The organism is Algihabitans sp. (genome assembly GCF_965226985.1).
GTDB lineage: Bacteria > Pseudomonadota > Alphaproteobacteria > Kiloniellales > DSM-21159 > Algihabitans.
This window is the reverse complement of the sequence record NZ_OZ245712.1, coordinates 344,714-362,289: the sequence shown is the minus strand read 5'-3', so window position 1 is coordinate 362,289 and position 17,576 is coordinate 344,714. Positions and strand designations below refer to the sequence as shown.

Annotated in this window: 17 protein-coding genes and 1 riboswitch; of the genes, 14 read left to right on the top strand and 3 right to left on the bottom strand. The window is 65.7% G+C overall.

What is annotated here, in order from left to right:
* Positions 1 to 108: 108 nt before the first annotated feature.
* A complete protein-coding gene (gene cbiB, locus ACO054_RS01575; RefSeq protein WP_421708689.1) occupies positions 109 to 1,050 on the top strand; it encodes an adenosylcobinamide-phosphate synthase CbiB in 942 nt (313 codons plus the stop codon).
* Between the two features lie 46 nt (positions 1,051 to 1,096).
* On the opposite strand, the gene ACO054_RS01570 is transcribed toward cbiB, so the two are convergent.
* Entirely contained in the window at positions 1,097 to 2,530 is a 1,434-nt protein-coding gene (locus ACO054_RS01570) for a cobyric acid synthase (protein ID WP_421708688.1), read from the bottom strand.
* 88 nt (positions 2,531 to 2,618) lie between these two features.
* Positions 2,619 to 3,227 (bottom strand): cob(I)yrinic acid a,c-diamide adenosyltransferase, encoded by a 609-nt coding sequence (gene cobO, locus ACO054_RS01565; RefSeq protein WP_421708687.1) that lies wholly within the window; start codon positions 3,225 to 3,227, stop codon positions 2,619 to 2,621.
* 39 nt (positions 3,228 to 3,266) lie between these two features.
* Positions 3,267 to 3,485, top strand: a riboswitch (cobalamin riboswitch).
* A gap of 147 nt (positions 3,486 to 3,632) precedes the next feature.
* On the opposite strand from cobO, the gene ACO054_RS01560 reads away from it, so the two are divergent.
* The 7 genes from ACO054_RS01560 to cobJ are packed head-to-tail and all read left to right on the top strand — an operon-like array spanning position 3,633 to position 11,678.
* Entirely contained in the window at positions 3,633 to 4,007 is a 375-nt protein-coding gene (locus ACO054_RS01560) for a DUF1636 family protein (RefSeq protein WP_421708686.1), read from the top strand.
* Positions 4,000 to 5,043, top strand: a complete 1,044-nt coding sequence (gene cobW, locus ACO054_RS01555) for a cobalamin biosynthesis protein CobW (RefSeq protein WP_421708685.1) — start codon at positions 4,000 to 4,002, stop codon at positions 5,041 to 5,043. Before ACO054_RS01560 ends, cobW begins: the two co-directional genes overlap by 8 nt.
* Before the next feature lie 9 nt (positions 5,044 to 5,052).
* Entirely contained in the window at positions 5,053 to 8,355 is a 3,303-nt protein-coding gene (gene cobN, locus ACO054_RS01550; RefSeq protein ID WP_421708684.1) for a cobaltochelatase subunit CobN, read from the top strand.
* Entirely contained in the window at positions 8,352 to 9,548 is a 1,197-nt protein-coding gene (gene cobG, locus ACO054_RS01545; protein WP_421708683.1) for a precorrin-3B synthase, read from the top strand. The genes cobN and cobG overlap by 4 nt, the downstream gene beginning before the upstream one ends.
* Entirely contained in the window at positions 9,548 to 10,177 is a 630-nt protein-coding gene (locus ACO054_RS01540; RefSeq protein WP_421708682.1) for a precorrin-8X methylmutase, read from the top strand. Before cobG ends, ACO054_RS01540 begins: the two co-directional genes overlap by 1 nt.
* Positions 10,174 to 10,914 carry a precorrin-2 C(20)-methyltransferase gene (locus ACO054_RS01535; RefSeq protein WP_421708681.1) on the top strand — a complete coding sequence of 247 codons (741 nt, stop codon included), beginning with the start codon at positions 10,174 to 10,176 and terminating at the stop codon, positions 10,912 to 10,914. The genes ACO054_RS01540 and ACO054_RS01535 overlap by 4 nt, the downstream gene beginning before the upstream one ends.
* Positions 10,911 to 11,678 (top strand): precorrin-3B C(17)-methyltransferase, encoded by a 768-nt coding sequence (cobJ, locus tag ACO054_RS01530; protein WP_421708680.1) that lies wholly within the window; start codon positions 10,911 to 10,913, stop codon positions 11,676 to 11,678. Before ACO054_RS01535 ends, cobJ begins: the two co-directional genes overlap by 4 nt.
* On the opposite strand, the gene ACO054_RS01525 is transcribed toward cobJ, so the two are convergent.
* The gene (locus tag ACO054_RS01525) at positions 11,636 to 12,406 is read right to left on the bottom strand and encodes a cobalt-precorrin-6A reductase (protein ID WP_421708679.1); all 771 of its coding nucleotides are present in this window, start codon (positions 12,404 to 12,406) and stop codon (positions 11,636 to 11,638) included. The genes cobJ and ACO054_RS01525 overlap by 43 nt on opposite strands.
* Between ACO054_RS01525 and cbiE the strand changes: the two genes are divergently transcribed.
* Genes cbiE through cobF form a run of 6 tightly spaced genes read left to right on the top strand, consistent with a single transcriptional unit; the run spans position 12,405 to position 17,560 of the window.
* Positions 12,405 to 13,604 carry a precorrin-6y C5,15-methyltransferase (decarboxylating) subunit CbiE gene (gene cbiE / locus ACO054_RS01520; RefSeq protein WP_421708678.1) on the top strand — a complete coding sequence of 400 codons (1,200 nt, stop codon included), beginning with the start codon at positions 12,405 to 12,407 and terminating at the stop codon, positions 13,602 to 13,604. The genes ACO054_RS01525 and cbiE overlap by 2 nt on opposite strands.
* Positions 13,601 to 13,969, top strand: a complete 369-nt coding sequence (locus ACO054_RS01515; protein ID WP_421708677.1) for a cobalamin biosynthesis protein — start codon at positions 13,601 to 13,603, stop codon at positions 13,967 to 13,969. The genes cbiE and ACO054_RS01515 overlap by 4 nt, the downstream gene beginning before the upstream one ends.
* Positions 13,966 to 14,751, top strand: a complete 786-nt coding sequence (gene cobM / locus ACO054_RS01510) for a precorrin-4 C(11)-methyltransferase (protein ID WP_421708676.1) — start codon at positions 13,966 to 13,968, stop codon at positions 14,749 to 14,751. Before ACO054_RS01515 ends, cobM begins: the two co-directional genes overlap by 4 nt.
* Positions 14,744 to 16,063 carry a cobyrinate a,c-diamide synthase gene (locus tag ACO054_RS01505; RefSeq protein ID WP_421708675.1) on the top strand — a complete coding sequence of 440 codons (1,320 nt, stop codon included), beginning with the start codon at positions 14,744 to 14,746 and terminating at the stop codon, positions 16,061 to 16,063. The genes cobM and ACO054_RS01505 overlap by 8 nt, the downstream gene beginning before the upstream one ends.
* On the top strand, positions 16,060 to 16,800 hold the full coding sequence (gene cobA / locus ACO054_RS01500; RefSeq protein WP_421708674.1) for a uroporphyrinogen-III C-methyltransferase: 741 nt from the start codon (positions 16,060 to 16,062) through the stop codon (positions 16,798 to 16,800). Before ACO054_RS01505 ends, cobA begins: the two co-directional genes overlap by 4 nt.
* The gene (gene cobF / locus ACO054_RS01495) at positions 16,793 to 17,560 is read left to right on the top strand and encodes a precorrin-6A synthase (deacetylating) (RefSeq protein ID WP_421708673.1); all 768 of its coding nucleotides are present in this window, start codon (positions 16,793 to 16,795) and stop codon (positions 17,558 to 17,560) included. Before cobA ends, cobF begins: the two co-directional genes overlap by 8 nt.
* The last annotated feature ends 16 nt before the right edge of the window (positions 17,561 to 17,576 follow it).

Below are 17,576 nucleotides of genomic sequence, written 5' to 3'. Positions count from 1 at the left end.
CTGAAGTTTGACTGACGAACTCGCAAGTCCCGGATCGCATCGCGGTTTGCATACGGCAAGACTCTGCTGGAGAAACACCGAAGGCAGCCAACGCGCAAGGCTGAAGACATGAGCGCCAGCGCCGTTATGCTGATCGCTCTGGTCCTTGAGGCCTTGATCGGTTGGCCGACGTGGCTGCACGCGCGGATCGGCCATCCCGTCACCTGGATGGGCGCGCTGGTCACGGCGCTGGACAGGTCCCTCAACCGGGACAGCTGGTCGGCCAGCACGCGACGTGCGGCGGGACTCTTCGTCGTATCCATCACCGTAGGAACAACGGCCGCCGTCGCGGGCTTGCTGACGGCAATGCTGCCCGAGGGGAGTCTCGGGACCGTCCTGGCGGGGATTCTGGCTTGGCCACTGATCGCCACACGCTCCCTGCACATGCACGTCGGAGCGGTGGTGCGGCCCTTGCTCGTCGGTGACTTGCCGACTGCGCGACGGGCCGTCGCCATGATTGTCGGGCGCGATCCGCAACGGCTCGACCAGGAGGGAGTCGCACGCGCGGCCCTGGAGAGTCTGGCGGAGAACACCTCCGACGGGATTACGGCGCCCATATTCTGGGGGTTGTTGCTGGGTCTGCCGGGCATCGCGGCCTACAAAGCCGTAAACACCCTCGACTCCATGATCGGGCACAAGACCGAGCGCCATAGTGCCTTCGGCTGGGCCGCCGCACGGATCGACGATCTTGTAAACTTGGTTCCCGCGCGAGCCACCGGTCTGCTGTTCGCAGCCGTATCGCCAAGACCGCGTAGCGCCCTGCTCTGCATGTTTCGCGATGCGAAGCGACATCGCTCACCGAATGCCGGCTGGCCCGAGGCCGCCATGGCCGGTGCTCTGGACGTCAGGCTTTCGGGTCCGCGCAGCTATGGAACAAGGGTCACCAACGAACCTTGGCTGAACGCCGCCGCCCCGGATCCGAGCCCGGACGATCTTGTACGAGGCCTCTCCCTGTTTCGCTGCGCCATCGCGGCGTTCGCCGTCTTGCTGGCTCTGCTAGCCCTGCTGTGATCGAAGCAGACGATCCTGCTTTCGTCATAAGTTAAGAGCGCGATCGTCACCGCGCGGCGGCGAGCAGCGCCGGAACATCGAGATGCGCTTCCATGTGTTCGGCCAGGTCGTCCAAGGTTCGCTCCACCGTCGCATCGTAGGATGACGACCCACTCGTCGCGCCGAGCACCTCCAGGTAGGCGGCGCGGAAGGCGTCGTTGCGGAACATCCCATGCAGATAGCTTCCGCTGACTTGGCCCTCGGGGCTCACGGCCCCTTCCGGCCGCCCCGCAACGCTGGCAAAGGGCCGCCCGCAGTCGGGGCCATGGCTGCGGCCCATGTGGATCTCATAGCCGTAGAATTCCCGCCCACTGGCCGCATGGATCGCAACCGTTTCGCCGAGACGCTTGCGCGGCGTAATCTCCGTCTCAATGTCCAGCAGTCCGAGCCCCGGCGTCTCGCCAGGCGGGCCCTCGATGCCTTCCGGGTCCCTCAGAACTCGACCGAGCATCTGATAACCGCCGCAAATCCCCAAGATCTTGCCACCGCGTCGCCAGTGAGCGGTCAGGTCGATGTCCCAGCCTTGAGCGCGTAGGAAGTCCAGGTCGCCACGGGTCGACTTGCTCCCCGGCAAGATGACGAGATCGCAGTCGCCCGGCAGGGCGCGCCCGGGTTGCAGCATGGTCAGGGCGACGCCGGGTTCCTGAGCCAGGGGATCCAGATCATCGAAGTTGGCAATCCGTGAGAAGGTCAGGCAAACCACCTTCACGCCGTCCTTGCCGCCAGTCTGTGCCAGGTCAAGGGCATCCTCGGCAGGCAGCCGCCAGGCATCGGCGAAGTGGGGCAGAACGCCGAATCCCCGCCAGCCGGTCGACTTTTCGATCAAGCGATAGCCCTCGTCGAACAGGCGCGGGTCGCCACGAAAGCGATTGACGAGAAACCCGACAATCATGTCGGCATCGGCCGGGTCGATCACTGCCCGAGTCCCGACCAGCTGCGCGATGACCCCACCCCGATCGATATCGCCGGCCAAGATCACCGGCACCTCGGCGGCACGCGCGAAGCCCATGTTGGCGATGTCCCCGCTGCGCAGATTGACTTCGGCCGGGCTGCCCGCACCCTCCACCAGAATCACGTCGTACTGATCTTTCAGGCGCGCGAAGCTCTCGAGCACCCGTTTGAGAAGCCGGGGCTTCAAGGCGGCATAGTCCCGCGCCGCCACCGTCGTCAGGCGTTGCCCCTGGACGACGACCTGCGCTCCGACATCGGTTTCCGGCTTCAGCAACACCGGGTTCATATCGACCCGAGGCGGGAGGCCGCAGGCACGTGCCTGCAGAGCCTGAGCGCGGCCGATCTCGCCGCCTTCTACCGTCACCGCGGCGTTGTTCGACATATTCTGCGGCTTGAAGGGTGCGACCCGCAGACCCCGTCGGCGCGCCGCGCGACAGAGGCCGGCAACCAGCAGCGACTTGCCGACGTTCGAGCCCGTCCCCTGGATCATCAGGGTCCGCGACACGCCGGCTGTCACGGAGCGGAGACGGGCATGGGGGCGGAGCGCACGGCGGACGGCCGAGTGATACCTCGCATTGTCAGAACTCCACGCCAGGCTGCGCCTTGATACCCGTCCGGAACGGATGCTTCACGAGAGTCATCTCCGTCACTAGGTCGGCCGCCTCGATCAGGGCGGGTTTGGCGTTGCGGCCGGTCAGGACGACGTGGGTCATTTCGGGCTTCTCTTGCTTCAGGAAGTCCACGACCTCGTCGATGTCCAAGTAGTCGTAGCGCAGGGCGATGTTGATCTCGTCCAGCAGAACCATGCGAACGGCTGGGTCGCGGATCAGACCCTTCGCCGCCTCCCAACCCGCCCGCGCGGCTGCGATATCCCTTTCACGATCCTGGGTTTCCCAAGTAAAGCCCTCGCCGGACACGATAAAGCGACACTCTTCCGCGAATTTCTTTCTCAGAAAATCGCGTTCTCCAGTCGCCCAGTTTCCCTTGATGAACTGAACCACCGCGCAGGGCATGCCGTGGGCGATGCAGCGCATGATCATTCCGAAGCCCGAGGACGATTTTCCTTTTCCGGCCCCGGTATGGACAATGATCAGGCCCTTCTCCTCGGTCTTGCTTTCCATCATCCGGTCGCGCGCGGCCTTGATCTTCTTCATCTTTTCCTTGTGGTGCGCGTTCACGTCGTCCATGGCGGCCCCTCGCATGCTTGACAAGAGAGTGTCTTATCACGCATTGCAGGAGGTGCTGGTGCCTGTCAACGACAGGTGAAAAGGGAATGCGACAGAGTCGACCTTCGGGCGACTTAAGCGCAGCCGCCCCCGCGACCGTGACCGGAAAGGTCGCCCTCCGCCACTGGCCTAAAAGGGCTGGGAAGGCCGGGCGACCGACGGGACCGAAAGGTTCCGAGATCCGCAAGCCGGGAGACCTGCCAGCAAGACACGACGTGAACCGGACGGGGTGTTCCGGTGACGGGTCCGGCGCTTGCTTTGCCCGCCATCCGCCCTCGTCCCTTTTTGGAAGGGACGATCCATGACCAACAGACAAGCAAACGACAGATCAGTGACACGACACGCCTGCTGCCCGGCGACGCGCCGATGAGCGGGCCTATCGAGCTGCTGGTCTGTACCACCTGCCGGCGCGGCCAACAGCCGGAGGCGGACAGGCCCGTTGCGGGCGCTCGCCTTCATGCTGCGCTTGCCGAACAGTCCTTACCGCCGACAGTCGCCCTGCGCGCCGTGGAATGCCTGTCCAACTGCTCGCAAGGCTGCTCCATCGTGCTGCGCGGGAGCGGACGCTGGACCTACGTCTACGGCAACCTCAGCGAAACCGACGACATCGAGAGTATCGTCGACGGCACCGCGCGCTACCTCCACACGGACGACGGCATCGTGCCTTGGCGCGAACGCCCAGCAACCTTTCGCAAGAACTGCATTGCCCGCATCCCGCCTTTGGAGGCCACAGATGACTGATCTGTCCAAGCTACCCGTTACGGTGGTCACCGGGTTCCTCGGGTCCGGCAAGACCACTCTGATCCGCCATCTCATGCAGAATGCCCAGGGGAAGCGCTTGGCGGTGGTTGTGAACGAATTCGGCGATGTCGGCGTCGACGGAGAGATCCTCAAGTCCTGCGCCATCCCCGATTGCCCGGCCGAGAACATCGTGGAACTGGCGAACGGCTGCATCTGCTGTACCGTCGCGGACGACTTCATTCCAACTATCGAAGCCCTGATGGCGTTGGATCCGCGTCCCGACCATATTCTGATCGAGACTTCAGGCCTCGCGCTGCCCAAACCCCTGCTCAAGGCCTTCGACTGGCCGGACATCAAGTCGCGCATCACGGTCGACGGGGTGATCGCGCTGGCGGATGCCGAGGCCGTCGCAGCCGGCCGCTTCGCACCAAATGTGGCCGCCGTCGACGCGCAGCGGCGGGCCGACGAGAGCCTGGATCACGAAACGCCGCTGTCCGAAGTCTTCGAGGATCAGATCGCCTGCGCAGATCTCGTGCTTCTGACCAAACCGGACTTGGCAGGGCAGGCCGCTCTCGCAGAGGCCCGAGCCGTAATCGCGGAGGAGGCGCCTCGGCGGCTGCCGGTGATCGAGGTGGCGGAAGGAAACGTCGATCCGCGCATTGTTCTCGGCCTGGCGGCTGCCGCGGAAAACGATCTGGACGCGCGTCCGTCGCATCACGACTCCCCCGACGGCGACGATCACGACCACGAGGAGTTCGAGAGCATCATCGTGGATCTGCCGGAGCAGAGCGACCCGGCTGCCCTGGCGGCACGGATCGAGACTCTGGCAGAGCAGCACGGTATCCTAAGGGTCAAGGGTTATGCCGTCGTCTCCGGCAAGCCGCTGCGGCTGCTGGTGCAAGCTGTCGGCTCCCGCGTGCGGACACAGTACGATCGGCCCTGGCGACCGGACGAGGTCCGGCATGGTCGTTTGGTCGTCATTGCTGAACACGATGTCCTCGATGAAAAGGCAGTTCGCGCGGCACTGACGGACTAAAATCGGCCAATGCATGTCATCTTCCGCGAAAGCCACGGTCTGGAAGAAACGGAGACGCCGGTCGACCTCGGTCAAAATCCGGCCGATTTGGTCGTTCTCTCCTTTTCCGACAGTGACTTGGGCGCTTTCGCGGCCGGATGGCATCTTGCGCGGCGAACCGGCGGTGAGGGGCTGCCGAGCCTGAGGCTTGCCAACCTTGCGGCGCTCAAGCATCCCCTGTCGGTCGACACCTATGCTGAGCAGACGCTTAGCGGTGCCCGCGGCGTCCTGATCCGTCTGATCGGCGGCTCGTCCTACTGGGCCTACGGCCTTCAGCAGATTCAACGTCTGGCCCGCAAACAAGGGTTCGCTCTCGCGGTTCTGCCGGCTGACGGTCGGCCGGATCCGCAACTCGAGGCCGCCTCCACCTTGCCGGTCTCGACCCTGCAGAGGCTCGCACAGCTTTGCGACAGCGGCGGCGCCGTCGCCGCTCAAGCGGCGCTGGCACAGCTAGCCTTGGCCGCCGGTCTCTACGCGTCCCCGGTTCTGGGTACCAAGACCTTACCGACGGTCGGTGCCTGGACGCCGGAACTGGGAAACTGCTGCCCCTTCACGCTCTTCGATCCATGGGATTGTAGACCGCGCGCGGTGATCACCTTCTACCGCGCTTATCTGGCAGCTGCCGATCTCGATCCGCTGGAGAGGCTATTCGCGGCCTTGCGCCACCGAGGATTCAGGGTTGGTGGACTTTTCGTCCCGTCTCTTAAGGCGCCGGAAGTGGGGAGCTGGCTGGCCCGTCACGTCGTCGGTGCCCGACCGGCCGCAATCGTCAACGCTACAGCCTTCTCCGGACGAGGAGACGACGGTACCTCTCCTCTCGACGCTGCAGAAGTTCCGGTATTCCAGGTCGCCCTGGCAACCTCCAGCGAAGCGGCCTGGGCTTCGGCCGAACGGGGTCTGTCTCCGGCCGATCTGGCCATGCATGTGGTGCTGCCGGAAGTGGACGGACGGATCTTCGCCGGTGTGGCATCCTTCAAGGAGCCTAGCTTACGCGACTCGGAGCTGGAGTTCGCCCGCCACACTCACCGGGCGCATACAGAACGCATCGCCGCAATCGCCGATCGGGTCACGTCTTGGGTACAGCTGCGCGAAAAGCCCTCTTCGGAGAAACGTCTGGCACTGGTGCTATCCACCTATCCAGGCAAGGACTGGCAGATGGCTCATGCCGTCGGCCTGGACGCGCTGGCCTCGGCGGAAGCAATGCTTGAAGATCTCGAAACGCAGGATTTCGCGGTCTCAGCAGGCTTACCCTTGCCACAAGCACTGGCCGAAGATCGCTTGTCTTGGCCTTTGGAATCCTATCGGAAGGCGCTTCTCAAACTGCCCGCATCGCTGCGGGAGGATCTGGAGCAGGCATGGGGTCCACCGGACAAAGATCCAGACTTTCACGACGGAGCCTTTCTCTTCGCGGCGACCCGGCGCGGTGCAGCGCTGGTCGCCCTTCAACCGGAGCGTGGCAGTCGAAGACAACGCGACGACGAGTACCACGACCTCTCCCGCGTACCGCGGCACGCTTACGTTGCCTTCTACCTCTTTCTCCGCCATGTCTTCGCCTGTGACGCCTTGGTCCATATCGGCGCCCACGGCACTCTGGAGTGGCTGCCCGGCAAGGCCGTGGCGCTGTCGCAGGACTGCTGGCCGGAGGCCCTGATCGGCGATCTGCCAGTGATCTATCCCTTCATCGTCAACGATCCGGGTGAAGCGGCTCAGGCCAAGCGCCGCATCGGCGCCGTGACCCTAGGTCATATACCGCCGCCCTTGCGGCGAAGCGCGACCCCTGAACGTCTTGTCAGGTTGGAAACACTTCTGGACGAGTTCTCCAACGCGGACGGTCTGGACCCACGGCGACGCGACCGGCTTCAGAACAGTATTCGCGAGGAAGCACGGGCGCAGGGCGTCGAGTCCGATCTAGGGCTGGACGCAGCGGCCTGTCCCGCCGAGGCCCTTACGCGGATCGACCGCTTCGTCTGCGATATCAAGGAAAGCCAGTTCGGCGACGGCCTGCATGTCTTCGGTCGCCCTCCCAAGGTCGAAGTCAGTCTCGCGACCTCGACTTCGGTCGCTGGCGAGAAAGCGGCCCTGGCAGACGCGTTGGCCGGCCGGCGGATCGAAGCCGGCCCGTCTGGGTCGCCCTACCGTGGCCGCAGTGACGTGCTGCCAACGGGCCGCAATCTCTTTACGACAGATCCGCGTGCGGTCCCGACCCGCTCTGCCCATGCTCAAGGCGTCCGTCTGGCCGAAGAGCTGCTGCGCCGCCATCTGCAGGACGAGGGCGACTGGCCGCGCGATCTGGTGGTCGACCTCTGGGGCTCCGCCACTATGCGCACGGCCGGCGAAGAGTTCGCGATGGCTCTGCATCTGCTCGGGACCAAGCCGATCTGGGATGAGGGCTCGGAACGGGTCAGCGGCATCGAGATCCTGCCTCTAGCACTGCTGGACAGGCCGCGCATCGACGTGACCCTCCGCGTCTCAGGCCTGTTCCGTGACGTTTTTCCGACGCTCTCGACACTCTTCGCCCAGGCGGTTCGGGCGCTTTGCGCGCGCGATGAGGCACCGGACTGGAACCCCTACGCCGGCCGGCAGCCACAGCCGCGCGTTTACGGCCCGGCACCCGGCAGCTTCGGGCTGGGTCTGGGCAAGGCGGCGGAGGACTATACGGCCCAGGGCCGGAGAGAGGCCGGCGAAGCCTGGCTGAGCGGCAGTGCCTGGGCGCTGGAGGGCGAGCTGGCGAAGCCTGATCCGGACGGTCTTGCCGCGCGCGTGGCTGAAGCCGACGCCTTCGTGCATCTGCAGGATCTTCCCGAAACGGATCTGCTGCTGGCCGCCGACTACGCTGCCCATGAAGCGGGCTTCGCGGCGGCTCAGGCAGTCGTCGGTGGACAGGCAAAGCTCTACCATCTGGACAACGCCGATCCCGAGATGCCACGTGCACGTCATTTGCGCGAGGAAGTGGCGCGCGTTGTGCGAGCGCGCGCCGCAAATCCGGATTGGTTAGCAGGCATGCGTCGCCATGGTTTTCGAGGAGCCGCGGAAATCGCAGCAACTCTCGAACACCTGGCCGCTTTCGCGAATCTGGCCGACGTGGTCGCACCGCAGCTCCTCGATCTCTATCACGAAGCTACCCTGGGAGACCCGGAAACGCGTGGATTCCTCGCACAGGCAAACCCGGCAGCCCTGGCGGCAATGGAACACCGCTTCGCTGCCCTGTACCAAGCCGGTCTCTGGAAGACGCAGCGGAATTCCATCGTCGCCGCACTGGAGAAAACGGCATGACCCGGCCGATGGCGAAAGGCCGCTGTCCCGGCGCCTACACGCCGATGGAGTCGGGAGATGGACTGCTCGTGCGTGTCAGGCCGCATCTGGGGCATCTGGAGGCGGAGCAAGCATTCGGCCTTGCTGTCTCAGCGCAACGCCATGGCAACGGCGTGATCGACCTGACCAGCCGCGCCAACCTACAGATTCGAGGGGTCCGCGAGAGTCGTCACGCAGCGCTGCTCCGGGATCTCGATGACCTGGGACTGCTCGATCCCGATCCGTTGCTGGAATCGCGTCGTAATCTGGTTGTAGCGCCAACTTGGTGCGACGGCGACGACACGATGCGCGTCGCGGAGAGCCTGACGGCACGACTGCGCGAGCTACCCGAGTTGCCGCCGAAGTTCGGTTTCGCGATCGACGCAGGACCCCGGCCGTGTCTCGGCTCTGTTTCAGCAGACATCCGTGTCGAGCGCGCTCCGTTCGAGTTAGACAAGGTCGATGAGGCGGCATCGACAAGGAAGCTCATCGTTCGCGCCGACGGCGCATCTCATGGCCAGCCCGTGACCGCCGATCGGGCAGTGCCAGCCATTCTCGCCTTGGCCCGCTGGTTCGTCGAGAGCAGCGGTATGGCCGCGGGACGGATGAACCGCCACCTACGCTCTGCCGTGTTACCCGACAGTTTTACCCAGTGCCCTCCGGCTGCCCCCGCTCCTCCGCCGGAACCCGGTCCTATCGATCCCGGAGCCGACAGGAAGATGAGTGCCTACGGCGTGGCCTTCGGTCAGCTCCAGGCGCAGGCTTTGGAGGAGCTGCTGAGGAAGAGCAAAGCGCGGAGCATGCGGGTTACGCCTTGGCGGCTGTTCTTGCTTGAGGACGAAGGCCCCATCCGAATGGCTCCCTTTATCTACAAACCCGGACATCCCTTGATGACAATCGACGCCTGCCCGGGTGCGCCGGCCTGTGCCAGCGCCACGGTCGACACGCGCACGCTGGCCATCGCCCTCGCAGACGGCTTCGCAGCGCCGAACGGCAGTGCAAACCTTCATGTTTCGGGCTGCGCGAAGGGCTGCGCGCGCACGAAAGCCGCGGCGGTGACCTTGGTCGGACGCGACGGTGCGTTCGATTTGATCAGTAACGGGTGTGCCTGGGATCCACCGCAGGAACGGGGGTTGACGCCGAGCAACCTGCTGGGGCGGTATGGAACCGTCTGATGCCCCATACCTACGAAACCGACGGCGCGGCGATCTATGCTCAGTCTTTCGCCACCATTCGCGCCGAAGCTGCCTTATCCGACTTCACGTCTGAGGAAGAACCGCTGGCAGTGCGCATGATCCACGCCGCCGGCATGGTTGAGCTCGCACCACATATTCGCTTCTCGACCGGTTTCGTGACCGCTGCACGTGCGGCCCTGAATGGCGGAGCCCCCATCCTCTGCGATGTTCGCATGGTCAGCGAAGGTGTTACCCGCACTCGTCTGCCGGCAGACAACCGTGTTGTCTGTACCCTTCAGGATCCGGAAGTTCCAGCACTTGCAAAGGCGCTCAAAACCACCCGTTCGGCAGCAGCCTTGGAACTATGGCGTCCCGATCTCGAAGGCGCTCTGGTTGCTATCGGGAACGCGCCGACGGCGCTGTTCCACTTGCTGAATATGCTGCAGCAACCCGACTGTCCGCGCCCGGCAGCGATTGTCGGTTGCCCGGTCGGCTTTGTCGGTGCCGTCGAGTCCAAAGCCGCGCTTTGGGCCGAGCAACCGGTTCCCTGCTGTGTGGTGGAGGGACGCCTCGGCGGCAGCGCCATGACGGTCGCTGCGGTCAATGCCGTAGCGAGTGCGCGCGAATGAAAAGCTTGGTAGGTCGCGGCACCCTCTACGGTCTCGGTCTCGGCCCGGGCGATCCCGATCTCATGAGTGTACGCGCCGACCGCCTGCTGCGTGCTGCGCGGCATGTGGCCTTCTTCCGCAAGGCCGGGCGACCCGGCCACGCCCGGCAGATCGTCTCAGGGCTGCTGGCCGAAGGGGTCCGGGAGCATCCGTTAGAATACCCGGTCACAACGGAGATTCCCTTCGACAGTCCGAACTATAAGAGCCTTCTCGCGGACTTCTATGCGGACTGCTGCGACCGGTTGCGGAGCCTTACCGAGACCGGTGAAGACGTCGTCGTGCTCTGCGAGGGCGATCCCTTCTTCTACGGCTCCTTCATGCATCTCTACATGCGTCTCAAGGACAGCCTGTCGATCCAGGTCGTGCCGGCAATCACGGGAATGTCGGCAGCCTGGACCGCGACGGGCATACCGATGACCTGGGGCGACGACGTGATGACCGTCCTGCCGGGAACGCTGCCGGAAAGCGAGTTGGCGCAGCACATGACCAAGAGCGACGCCCTGGTCGTCATGAAGGTCGGCCGTAACCTGCCACGCGTCCGACGCGCTCTGGCCGCCGCCAGCCGCCTGGACGCAGCCTGGTTGGTCGAGAACGCAAGCATGACCGAACAGAGAGTCGTCAAGCTCAGCGAGGCGGAACAGCAAAGCGCGCCCTACTTCTCCATCGTTCTGGTCCACGGCGAGGGTCGACGTCCGTGACCGGGTGGCTCGCCGTCGCAGGGCTCGGCCCAGGCGCCGAGGCACTGATCACCCCGGAGGTGACGGAAGCTCTGGCAACGGCAGACGACCTCGTGGGTTATGCCCCCTATGTCGATCGTATCGCCCAACGCGACGGTTTAAGGCGCCATGCCTCCGACAACCGTGTGGAGCTTGAGCGCGCGCAGTTCGCTCTCGAGCTGGCCACCGCCGGACGACGCGTCGTCCTGGTCTCTTCCGGAGATCCCGGGGTTTTCGCGATGGCCGCTGCCGTGTTCGAAGCTCTGGAGGCCGGACCGGCGGCCTGGCGCGACTTGGATATCCGCGTGCTGCCGGGCGTCACGGCAATGCTGGCCGCAGCCGCGCGGGCCGGTGCCCCCTTGGGCCACGACTTTTGCGTCCTGAACCTGTCCGACAATCTCAAGCCCTGGTCGCTGATAGAGACACGGCTGCGCTTGGCCGTCGAGGCCGACTTCGCGATCGCGCTCTACAACCCGCGATCCAAGGCTCGACCCGAGGGCTTCGCGCGTGCGCTCACGCTCCTTCAAGACCTCTGCCGAGACGAGCGACCGGTGATCTTCGCACGGGCCGTATCGACCGGCGAGGAAAGCCTCCGGGTTTTGCCGCTGCAAGACGCAAGACCGGAGCTGGCCGACATGCGCACCCTCGTGATCGTCGGCTCCAGCCAGACCCGGCTGATCGAGCGTCCGGCCGGTCCGCTCGTCTATACGCCACGCTCCGCCACAGTTTCGGTGGAGGCCCCATGATCCAGCCAAGCGCAAACGGCCTCGACGCTCTCGACCTCCCGACGCGCCGGCAGCGGCGGGCGCGCAATCAGGATCACCCGCAGGCCCAAGGATCTTGCCGCCGTCAGCTTGGCGACGGCACCACGTCCTCCGGCGTTTTTAGCGACCAGGAGGGAGATGCGGTGCCGGCGCAACAGGGCTGCGTCTTCTGCCTCTGTGAAGGGGCCACGAGAGACGACGAGACTATGGTTCGGCAGAGGCGGCGGACTCTCCGGTTCATCGACGACACGCAGCAGATAGTGGTGCTGCGGCTGCGCCGCGAAAGCGGCCAACGGCTGCCGACCGACCGCCAGCATGACCCGCTGCGCCGGACCCGAGAGGGCCGCCACGGCTGCCGAGATATCAGGAACTTCCAGCCAATCGTCTCCCGCTTGCGGTTTCCAGGGCGGCCTCGTGAGGGCCAGAAGAGGAACTCCGGCGAGGGCGCTCGCGGCCACCGCGTTACGGCTGATCTGAGCCGCGAAAGGGTGGGTCGCGTCTATCAGATGAGTGATGCGATTGTCCCGCAGATAGGACGCCAGCCCCTCGACGCCGCCGAAACCGCCGACACGGCACGGCAACGGTTGACGCCGCGGCCGCGCCACGCGGCCAGCGTAGGACAGCGTGGCCTGCAGATTGCGAGACGCCAGTTCCCGAGCCAAGTCGCTGGCTTCGCTGGTCCCGCCGAGTACGAGCAGGTTGGGTGTCATGTCTGACGTTCCGTGGTTGACCATCGTGGGCCTTGGCGAGGATGGCGCCGAAGGCCTGTCGCCGGCAAGTCGCAAGGCACTTGAGGCTGCCGAGGCAGTCTTCGGCGCAGCACGTCACCTCGATCTGCTGCCTGCCGTTCCTGGCCCGCGCTTTACCTGGCCGGTGCCCTTCGCCGAAGGTATTCCGAAGCTGCTGGAGTGGCGCGGACGACCTGTGGTCATGCTGGCGTCCGGAGACCCCTTCTGGCACGGCGCCGGCAGCGTTTTGGCAAGTCATCTGACAGCCGCGGAGTGGACCGCCCTACCCGCACCCTCGACGGTTTCGCTGGCGGCAGCGCGGCTGGGATGGCCCCTGGAAACCACCCCCTGCCTGGGTTTGCATGCCGCCCCTTTCACGCGCTTGCGCCCATATCTGGCCTCCGGCGCGAAGCTTCTCGTTCTGCTGCGCGACGGCGAAGCCGTGGGACAGCTCGCCGCCTGGCTGACGGAGACAGGCTTCGGCTCGACGGCTATGACCGTGATGGAAGCCTTGGGCGGACCGCGCGAACGCCTGCGCCGATCGACGGCAGAGGCACTGGACCTCCGGGACGTCGCACACCCGGTTTGCCTCGCCTTGGAGGCGGCAGGCGAAGGCGCCGTCGTTCCCGTCGCGTCCGGTCGACCGGACGAGCTGTTCGATCACGACGGACAGATGACCAAGCGTCCCCTGCGCGCGCTGTCGCTCTCGGCGCTCGCGCCTTCCGCCGGCGAGCATCTCTGGGACATCGGCGCGGGAGCCGGTTCGATCGGGATCGAGTGGCTGCTGTCTCATCCCGCGAACGCAGCGACAGCGATCGAGATGCAGCCCGACCGCGCGGCACGCATCCGAGCCAATGCCGACAGACTGGGCGTCGACCGTTTGCAGGTGGTCGTCGGCGAGGCGCCCGCAGCCCTGCAAGACCTGCCCGAACCGGATGCGGTCTTCGTCGGCGGTGGCTTGTCGGACTCTCTCTTGTCGCACCTGTGCGAGCGCCTGTCCGGGCGAACCCGCCTAGTGGCCAATGCGGTCACCCTGGAGTCGGAGGCGTTGGTCACCAACTGGCAGGTCCGCAAGGGCGGAACGCTGCTGCGCGTTTGCCTGTCGGAGGCAGCGCCGCTCGGCTCGAAACGTGCCTGGCGTGCAGCCTACCCGGTGGTGCAGTGGAGCGTGACGCTATGATCGTGGCAGGTTTCGGTTTTCGCAGATCGGCCACCTTGGCGAGCCTACGCGATGCCTTCGAGCGAGCCGCCGATGGCCATGCCGTCGAGGCCCTCTGCGCGCCGCAAGACAAGATCGGATCCGAAGGCCTGCTGGCCTTGGCTGAGGTTCTGAACCTGCCGCTGCGAGCGGTGACCGCAGCCATCGTGGCGAAAACAGCGACCGCGACCCAAAGCGCCGAGGTGTTGACGAGGCGTGGAACAGGCAGCGTTGCAGAAGCGACCGCTCTGGCCGGAGCGGGTCGGGGCGCACGCCTGCTGTCGAAGCGTCGCATCTCGGCGGACCGTTGTGCCGCCTGCGCGATCGCCATCGGAGGTCTGGAATGACCGTTCACTTCATTGGCGCCGGGCCTGGCGCGCCCGACCTACTGACCTTGCGCGGCCGAGATCTGATCGCCGCCTGCCCGGTCTGTCTCTATGCCGGCTCTCTGGTGCCTCGGGAGGTGCTGAATCATTGTCCGCCCGACGCGCGTCTAATCGATACGGCCCCGCTGGATCTGGAGGCCATCGTCGCCGCCTGCCGAACAGCCCATTGGGAAGGCCTCGACGTCGCACGACTGCATTCCGGCGACCTCTCGATCTGGTCTGCCATGGGCGAGCAGCTGCGCCGCCTGCGGCAAGAGGGAATTCCCGTCAGCATCACGCCGGGCGTCCCCTCTTTCGCCGCGGCGGCGGCGGCGCTGGGTACCGAGTTGACCCTGCCGGGACTGGCTCAGTCGCTGGTGCTGACGCGCACACCGGGGCGCGCCTCGGCTATGCCGCCAGGCGAAAGCCTGACCAACTTCGCGGCAACCGGCGCGACACTGGCGATCCACCTTTCGATCCATCGGTTGGCGGAAGTCGCCGAGGAGCTGACCCCGGCTTATGGCGCCGACTGCCCGGCTGCGGTCGTCTATCGAGCAAGCTGGCCTGACGAACGCGTTGTCAGGGCGACTCTGGGCACGATCGCAGCGGCGGTCGATAAAGGGATCGAACGCACGGCGCTGATACTTGTGGGATCTGCCTTGGCGGCAGAGACCTTCGACGAAAGCCGCCTCTACGCCGCCGACTACGACCGCCGCTTTCGACCGTCTTCGGCTCGGGAAGAAGGGGGACACAGCGATGGCTGACGCTCCGGGCCTGATGATTTCCGCCCCCAGTTCGGGCAGCGGCAAGACCACGGTCACGCTCGGTCTGCTCCGTGCTTTCGCGGAGGACGGCCTGACCGTACAGCCGTTCAAGAGCGGACCCGACTATATCGACCCGGCCTTCCATCGCGCCGCCGCCGGGCGCCAGTCTTTCAATCTCGACAGCTGGGCAATGGACGCCGATCTGCTGGCAGCCATCGCGGCCAGATCCGAGGGAGCCGATCTGATCGTCGCGGAGGGGTCTATGGGCCTCTACGACGGCGTGGCCACCCGCGGCGCTGCTGGTTGCGGGTCCAGCGCCGAAACGGCCGTCCGGCTGGGATGGCCCGTCGTCCTAGTGATCGACGCCGGCGGGCAGGCCCAATCGGCTGCCGCCACCGCACTGGGCTTTATGCGCTACGAGGAAGAGCTCCCCTTTGCCGGCGTTATCGTCAACCGCGTCGCCAGCGCCCGGCATGAGCGCCTGATCCGTTTGGGCATGGAGCACGCAGGCTTACCGGTTCTGGGCGTCTTACCCCGCCGTGGCGACCTGACGCTGCCGGAACGCCACCTCGGGCTGGTTCAAGCGGTCGAGCATGCCGACCTGGACGAGGCCATCGCCGCCTACGCGACGTTCCTGCGCGCGCACACCGATCTGCCCGCCATCCGCGCGGCGGCAGACCAAAAGGTCGCGGAGACCGCAAAGTCGGGCCGGCTTCCGCGACCGCCGGCACAGCGCATCGCCCTTGCGCAGGACGCCGCCTTCTCCTTCACCTATCCGCACATACTGGAAGGCTGGCGCAGCGCCGGAGCGGAAATCCGGCTCTTCTCTCCACTGGCCGATGAAGCTCCCGATCCGGCGAGCGAAATCGTCTGGCTTCCCGGTGGCTATCCAGAGCTACACGCCGGCCCCTTGGCGGCGGCCAGCCGGTTTCGCGAGGGCTTACGCAGACATGCGGAGACGCGACCGGTACATGGAGAATGCGGCGGCTACATGGTTCTGGGTCAGGCGCTGATCGACAAGGACGGCCGGCGCCATAGGATGGCAGGCTTGCTCGGTCTGGTGACCAGCTACGAGACGCGGAAGTTTCATCTGGGATACCGACGGGCGACCTTGCAGTCGCCCATGCCGGGCTTTCCGGCGGGAGCGCATCTGCGCGGGCACGAATTTCACTATTCGACGATTCTCGACCAGCCCGATGCACCGCTCGCCAGGGTCAGCGATGCCGACGGCAATCCAGTGCCGGAGACTGGGTCCTCTCGCGGCAGCGTTACCGGTAGCTTCTTTCACCTGATCGCCGAGGCGGAGGCATGACCGGCTTCGTGAGCTTTGTCGGTTCCGGCCCGGGAGATCCCGACCTGCTGACACTGAAAGCGGTCAAGCGCCTGAGGGCAGCCGACGCGGTCCTTTTCGACGATCTTTCGGCGGGACCGATTCTCTCCCATGCCCGGAACGGCGCCGATCTGGTGGGAGTTGGAAAACGGGCCGGGCGTGCCTCGCCCAAACAGACTCATGTCAGCCGGCTGCTGGTCGACTACGCCGCTTCAGGTGCACAGGTCGTACGCTTGAAGTCGGGCGACTCGGGGATCTTCGGACGGCTGGAAGAGGAAGTGACCGCCCTGCGCGCCGCTGCAGTCGACTACGAGATCGTCCCAGGGGTACCGTCCGCCTGCGCAGCGGCGGCGGCGGCGGGCATTCCCTTGACCCGCCGCCTGACGGCCCAGCGTGTCCAGTTCGTGACCGGACACGACGCCAACGGCGCCCTGCCTCGGGATATCGAGCTGGGCCCGTTGGCCGATCCGACGGCCACCACGGTGGTCTTCATGGGCCGGCGTACCTTCCCGGCACTGGCAGCGGCACTGATCGCCAAAGGCTTGGCTCCGGCGACCCCAGCGCTTCTGGCCGAAGCCGTCGGACGGCCGGAACAGCGTCTCCACCGCACCACGGTCGCGGAACTGGCGACCAGACTGGCGGGCGAAGCGGGCAGCGCTCCAGCCTTGATCCTCTACGGTCCGCTCGCCGACATCGACCCGGGAGGCGAGCTTGCGTGAACTGGCTCTGATCGGGATCGGCACCGGCAATCCGGACCACCTGACCTATCAGGCGACGAAAGCGATCAATGCCGCCCAGCTGATCCTGATTCCACGCAAGGGCCCAGACAAGGCGGAACTCGCGGATCTGCGCCGTCAGATCTGCGGGCGCGTGCTAACGAACCCCGGAACCCGTATCTTGGAGTTCGACCTGCCTCGTCGGGACAGCGCACATCCGGACTACAAAGCAGGCGTGTTCGACTGGCACGACGCCGTCGCCGCAGCCTGGGCCGCAGCTTTGGCCACGCAGGGGCCGAACGCCGACGGCTCCGGCAGCTTCGAACGCGTCGCCCTTCTGATCTGGGGCGACCCAGGTCTCTACGACAGCGCTCTGCGCATTGCCGAGCGGCTGACTCCGCGACCCTCCCTACGCATCGTTCCCGGCATCACCGCGATCCAAGCCCTAACCGCTGCACATGGCGTTTCCCTCAACGCCATTGGATCGCCCTTCCTCGTAACCACGGGCCGGCGCCTCAGGGACAGCGGCTGGCCGGAGGGCGTCGATACGCTGGTTGTCATGCTGGACGGCGACTGCGCCTTTCAAAGCCTGCCAAGTGCTGGGGTCAGGATCTGGTGGGGTGCCTATCTCGGCATGGCGGAGGAGCTGCTGTTCAGCGGTGCCCTAGCCGATGTCGCGTCAGAGATCGTCACCGCCAGAGCCGAGGCCCGCGCGCGGCACGGCTGGATCATGGACACCTACCTGCTGCGCCGCGATGCGTAGCGGTCCCAATCCGGAA